4 protein-coding genes and 1 pseudogene are annotated in these 6,059 nt (G+C 70.5%); 4 read left to right on the plus strand and 1 reads right to left on the minus strand.

From position 1 onward, the window contains the following. The first annotated feature begins 254 nt into the window (after positions 1-254). From G6031_RS05380 to G6031_RS05395, 4 genes are read left to right on the plus strand one after another with little or no spacing between them, the layout of a single operon-like run. Positions 255-2,150 carry an acetolactate synthase large subunit gene (locus G6031_RS05380; RefSeq protein WP_179525520.1) on the plus strand — a complete coding sequence of 632 codons (1,896 nt, stop codon included), beginning with the start codon at positions 255-257 and terminating at the stop codon, positions 2,148-2,150. Further along, positions 2,147-2,653 (plus strand): acetolactate synthase small subunit, encoded by a 507-nt coding sequence (ilvN, locus tag G6031_RS05385; protein WP_179525519.1) that lies wholly within the window; start codon positions 2,147-2,149, stop codon positions 2,651-2,653. Before G6031_RS05380 ends, ilvN begins: the two co-directional genes overlap by 4 nt. A gap of 54 nt (positions 2,654-2,707) precedes the next feature. Continuing rightward, a complete protein-coding gene (gene ilvC / locus G6031_RS05390) occupies positions 2,708-3,721 on the plus strand; it encodes a ketol-acid reductoisomerase (protein ID WP_182652694.1) in 1,014 nt (337 codons plus the stop codon). Positions 3,722-3,772: 51 nt separating this feature from the next. Next, the gene (locus G6031_RS05395; protein ID WP_182643914.1) at positions 3,773-5,389 is read left to right on the plus strand and encodes a hypothetical protein; all 1,617 of its coding nucleotides are present in this window, start codon (positions 3,773-3,775) and stop codon (positions 5,387-5,389) included. Positions 5,390-5,417: 28 nt separating this feature from the next. Here G6031_RS05395 and G6031_RS05400 read toward each other — a convergent pair. Next, positions 5,418-6,059, minus strand: a pseudogene (locus G6031_RS05400) (NAD(P)/FAD-dependent oxidoreductase); the annotation flags it as partial.

Below are 6,059 nucleotides of genomic sequence, written 5' to 3' on the forward strand. Positions count from 1 at the left end.
ACTATGTGGGATCCAGTTTCCACGAGTTGACGACCGTGACGGACGGGGCCTAACCTGAGCGCGTGAACACCTGGAACGGTCTAGTACTCGGCCGGCGCGTCGGCGCCTGAGCCGCTACCTGGCTTTCCGTCGACGCGCACCCTCGCCGGCCCCCGTGGCCGTCGGGGGTTTTTTGTTGCCGGGTTCCCCTGGTCCCACCGGACCGGGTGCGGCGACGAACGTCAGCTCCACGACCACCATGAAGGACAGTTGAAGTGAGCGCACCAACGGCACAGCCCGGACCCCGTCCGGGTGCAGAGCACAGGGCCCGGTCCGCGGCCCCCGAGCGGATGACGGGCGCCCAGGCGGTGGTCCGGTCCCTCGAGGAGATCGGCACCGAGGTCGTCTTCGGCATCCCCGGCGGCGCGATCCTGCCCGTCTACGATCCCCTCTACGACTCGGTCAAGGTCCGACACGTGCTGGTCCGGCACGAGCAGGGCGCAGGGCATGCGGCCACCGGGTACGCGCAGGCCACCGGCCGGGTCGGCGTCTGCATGGCCACCTCGGGCCCCGGGGCCACCAACCTCGTGACGCCGCTCGCGGACGCGCAGATGGACTCGGTTCCGATCGTCGCCATCACCGGGCAGGTGGGCACCGCGCTCATCGGCACCGACGGCTTCCAGGAGGCCGACATCTCCGGCATCACCATGCCGATCACGAAGCACAACTTCCTCGTCTCGCACGGCGAGGACATCCCGCGGATGATCGCGGAGGCGTTCCACATCGCGCAGACCGGCCGACCGGGCGCGGTGCTGGTGGACATCCCCAAGGACGTCCTGCAGGCCGAGATGACGTTCTCGTGGCCGCCGGAGATGAAGCTGCCCGGGTACCGCCCGGTCACCAAGCCCCACGGCAAGCAGATCCGCGAGGCGGCCCGGCTCATCGCCAAGGCCCAGCGCCCGGTCCTGTATGTCGGCGGCGGGGTGATCAAGGCCGACGCCTCCGCGGAGCTGCTGGCGCTGGCCGAGCTGTCGGGGATCCCGTTGGTCACCACCCTGATGGCCCGCGGTGCGTTCCCCGACTCGCACCGGCTGCACTACGGCATGCCCGGCATGCACGGCACCGTCGCGGCGGTCGCCGCGCTGCAGCGGTCTGATCTGCTCGTCACGCTGGGCGCCCGTTTCGACGACCGGGTCACCGGCCAGCTCGACACCTTCGCCCCCGACGCCAAGGTCATCCACGCCGACATCGATCCGGCGGAGATCGGCAAGAACCGCGCGGTCGACGTGCCGATCGTCGGCGACATCAAGGAGGTGCTGGTCGAGCTCGTCGAGACGCTGCGCGGCGAGCGCGACTCCGGAGCGCTCGCCGAGCCCACCGCCTGGGTGGGGCAACTGGACGAGATCCGCTCCGAGTACCCCCTCGGATACGGACCGCAGTCGGACGGTTCGCTCTCCCCGGAGTACGTGATCGAGCGCCTCAGCGCGGCAGCGGGCCCCGACGCCGTCTACTGCGCCGGCGTGGGCCAGCACCAGATGTGGGCCGCGCAGTTCGTCCAGTACGAGAAGCCGCGCACGTGGCTCAACTCGGGCGGGCTCGGGACCATGGGGTACTCGGTCCCCGCGGCGATGGGGGCCAAGTTCGGTCGTCCCGACGCCGAGGTGTGGGCCATCGACGGCGACGGGTGCTTCCAGATGACCAACCAGGAGCTCGCCACCTGTGCGATCGAGGGCGCCCCCATCAAGGTGGCGCTGATCAACAACGGCAACCTCGGCATGGTCCGCCAGTGGCAGACGCTGTTCTACGATCAGCGCTACTCGCAGACCGACCTGTCGACGCAGTCCAAGCTCATCCCCGACTTCGTCAAGCTCGGCGAGGCCCTCGGGTGCGTGGCGTTCCGCTGTGAGCGCGCCGAGGACGTCGACGAGGTCATCGCCAAGGCCCGCGAGATCAACGACCGCCCGGTGCTCATCGACTTCATCGTGGGCAAGGACGCCCAGGTGTGGCCGATGGTCGCGGCGGGTACGTCCAACGACGAGATCATGGCGGCGCGGGACATCCGGCCGCTGTTCGACGACACCGATTCCGTGGCGGACGACGCCGCGGACGTCCACGAGGTGACCGAGCGGATCGACGCCGCCGTGCTCGCCGCCCAGGAGGAGGACCAGTGACCGCCCGCTCCCACACCCTGAGCGTGCTGGTGGAGGACAAGCCCGGCGTGCTCGCGCGCGTGGCGTCGCTGTTCTCCCGGCGCGGGTTCAACATCGAGTCCCTCGCGGTGGGCCCCACCGAGACCGACGGGCTCTCACGCATGACGATCGTCGTGGCCGTCGAGGACTTCCCCCTCGAACAGGTGACCAAGCAGCTCAACAAGCTGGTCAACGTCATCAAGATCGTGGAGCAGGACCCGGCCGGCTCGGTCGCCCGCGAACTCACCCTGGTCAAGGTCCGCGCCGACACCACCAACCGTGGCCAGATCGTCGAGATCGCCAGTCTGTTCCGCGCCCACATCGTGGACGTCTCCCCGGAATCGCTCACGCTCGAGGCCACGGGTACCCCCGACAAGCTCGACGCGCTGCTGCGGATGCTCGACGGCTACGGCATCCGCGAGATCGTGCAGTCCGGCATGGTCGCGCTGGGACGCGGCCCCAAGTCCATCACCACCACTCGATAGTCTCGACTCCTACACAAGTCCCGGCTACACGAACCAACACGAAGGGAATCCACCATGGCAGTGGAGATGTTCTACGACGACTCGGCGGATCTGTCGCTGATCCAGGGCCGCAAGGTCGCCGTCATCGGTTACGGCTCGCAGGGGCACGCGCACTCGCTGAGCCTGCGCGACTCCGGCGTCGAGGTCGCGATCGGTCTGCGCGAGGGCTCCAAGTCCCGCGCGAAGGCCGAGGAGGCCGGCCTCGAGGTCATGACCGCCGCCGAGGCCACCAAGTGGGCCGACGTCATCATGCTGCTCGCCCCCGACACCTCGCAGGCGCAGATCTTCACCGAGGACATCGAGCCCAACCTGAACGACGGCGACGCGCTGTTCTTCGGCCACGGCCTCAACATCCACTTCGGTCTGATCACGCCCGCCGAGGGCGTCACCGTCGCGATGGTCGCCCCGAAGGGGCCCGGCCACCTGGTGCGCCGTCAGTTCGTCGACGGCAAGGGCGTCCCGGCGCTCATCGCCGTCGAGCAGGACCCGAAGGGCGAGGGCGAGGCGCTCGCGCTGTCCTACGCCAAGGCGATCGGTGGCACCCGCGCGGGCGTCATCAAGACCACCTTCAAGGACGAGACCGAGACCGACCTGTTCGGTGAGCAGGCCGTGCTGTGCGGCGGCACCGAGGAGCTCGTCAAGACGGGCTTCGAGGTCATGGTCGAGGCCGGCTACGCACCCGAGCTCGCCTACTTCGAGGTGCTCCACGAGCTCAAGCTCATCGTCGACCTCATGTACGAGGGCGGCATCGCGCGGATGAACTACTCGGTGTCCGACACCGCCGAGTTCGGCGGCTACCTCTCCGGCCCGCGCGTCATCGACGCCGGCACGAAGGAGCGCATGAAGGAGATCCTGTCCGACATCCAGGACGGCACCTTCACCAAGCGCCTCGTGGCCAACGTCGAGGGCGGGAACAAGGAGCTCGAGCAGCTCCGCAAGGAGAACGCCGAGCACCCGATCGAGGTCACCGGGCAGAAGCTGCGCGACCTGATGAGCTGGGTCGACCGGCCGATCACCGAGACCGCCTGAGACCCCTGTAGGGTCCACCGGGATCGATTCCCGAGCTTCAGGAGGACCGCCGTGCGCCACTTCAACCGAGGAGTGGGGGCGGCGGTCCTCTCGTTCTGCCTGGTCTTGTCCACCGCCGCGTGCACATCGGGAACGGACGAGGACGGGCCGGGGATCACCGCCGCTCAGGTCGACGGTGCGAGGATCGCGGTCGACGCGGACTCCTCCGGCGTCGAGACCACCCGTCTCCTGGTGGAGGCCGCCCCGGTGGTCGTGGTGGCCGCGCCGGACGAGGCCGCCCAGGCCCGCGCGGCGTCCGTGGCGGTGGGGCTGCGCGCGCCGATGCTCACCGCGGTGGCCGGCGGTGACGACGCCCTCGCGAGCGAGCTGGACCGGATGGGCGCCGAGCGGGTGCTGCGGGTCGGCGAGGTGACGTTCACACCCGACGACGGCGAGGTGGTCGACGCCCCGGAGGACCGCTCCGAGCTGGAGTCGCTCACCGGGATCACGTTCGAGTCCGAGCAGGAGATCCCGGGCGACCGCGTGGACGACGTCACCGTCCATCAGGCCCCGGGTTCGCCGTCGCTGATGGTCGTCGGGGAGTTCACCGCCGGCGGCGACACCGCGTCGGATGTCGAGGAGTTCTCGGCGGGAGGACCCGCCTGGTCGGCGGAGGAGGCCCCGCGGGTTCTCGTGTACGACCGGACCCCGGTGGCCGCGGTGGCGACCGCCGTCTCGAGCGGAGCGGCCGTCTCCCACCTCCGGGCTCCGGACCCGCGGGTCGACGGCGGCTCGGTCGAGGCGGTCATGGACGCCGACACCGTGATCGCCCTCGGGCCCGGATGGGGCACCGAGGACGAGCTGGCCGACCGGGTGGAGAAGGCCCGCTCCGTCCCCCAGCTCCCCGGCGGGGGACAGCTGTTGTTCCCGGGCCGGCGCTTCGTGGCGGCATACGGGTCGCCGATCACCCCGGCCCTCGGCATCCTCGGCGAGCAGGGTCCGGAGGAGAGCGCGGAGCGGGTGCGGCAACTGGTCGAGGAATACCAGCCGTACTCACCGGAGCCGGTCATCCCCGCGTTCGAGATCATCGCCACCGTCGCCTCCACATCCCCCGGAGCGGACGGCAACTACACCAACGAGTGGGCGCCGGAGGAGTTCGAGCCCCTCATCGACGCGATCACCGAGGCCGGTGGCTACGCGGTGATCGACCTGCAGCCCGGGATGGCGGACCTCCTCGACCAGGCGCGGTTGTTCGAGGAGCTGCTCAAGCGGCCCAACGTGGGGTTGGCGCTGGACCCCGAGTGGAAGCTCGAACCCGGCCAACGCCCGGGGGCCCAGATCGGCAGCGCGAGCGCCGAGGAGATCAACCGGGTCACGCACTGGCTCGCCGATCTCACCCGCGACACCGGGGGGCCACAGAAGCTGCTCATCCTGCACCAGTTCAGCCTGGCGATGATCACCGACCGGGAGGACATCGACACCTCACGGCCCGAGGTGGCGATCTCCCTCCACGCCGACGGGCACGGCACCCCGGAGATGAAGCTGGAGACGTGGGAGGTCCTGCAGCAGGGGCTGTCCCCGGACATCTGGATGGCCTGGAAGAACTTCTACGACGAGGACACGCCGACCTTCACCGCGGAGCAGACCATGGCGGTCGAACCCCGGCCGTGGTTCGTGTCCTACCAGTAGGTCGGCTCTCCGCCGGGGCGCGGGTTCGTCAACCGCGGATGATCCGCTCGGCGACGTGCTGGCCCGCCATCCCGTGGACACCGGGACCGGGGGGCGTGGACCCGCAGGCGTGCCACACCCCCGGGACCCCGGTCGCGAAGGGATCCGCCCGTGGCACCGGACGGGCGATGAGTCCGCGCAGGTCGACGCGGCCCGCGGCGATGTCGCCGCCCTCGTAGTTCGCATTGTGTCGGCCCATCCGCGACGCGGGCGTACAGCGGGTCGACACCACCACGTCGCGGACGCCGGGAGCGACCTCCTCCAGGGCGCGGAGGACCTGCTCGGTCTGGTCCAGCTCGGAGTAGGCGGGCACGTGTGCGTACGTCCACAGGGGTCGTCGTCCGTCGGCGGCGACCCTCCCCGGGTCCACCACCCACGGTTGGGAGACGAGGACCATCGGCCGGTCCGCGTGACGGCCCGCCGCCACGTCGCGTTCGGCCGCCGCGATCTGCTCCGCGTCACCGCCCAGGTGCACGGTCCCGGCGTCCCGCACCCGGGCGTCGCGCCAGGGGACCGGTCCAGACAGGACCATGTCGACCTTCGAGGCCGCGCCGCCCACCGGTGCGCGGGCCAGGCGGCGGGCCCGGCGCTCCACGGCCGGGGACGGGCAGGAGGCGAGCAGGACGTCGCC

The organism is Dietzia sp. CQ4, assembly GCF_014145125.1.
Lineage (GTDB): Bacteria > Actinomycetota > Actinomycetes > Mycobacteriales > Mycobacteriaceae > Dietzia > Dietzia natronolimnaea.

Bases quoted from the DNA above. Each gene is read 5' to 3' on its own strand.
- ilvC (WP_182652694.1), top strand. From the start codon at position 2,708: ATGGCAGTGGAGATGTTCTACGACGACTCGGCGGATCTGTCGCTGATC.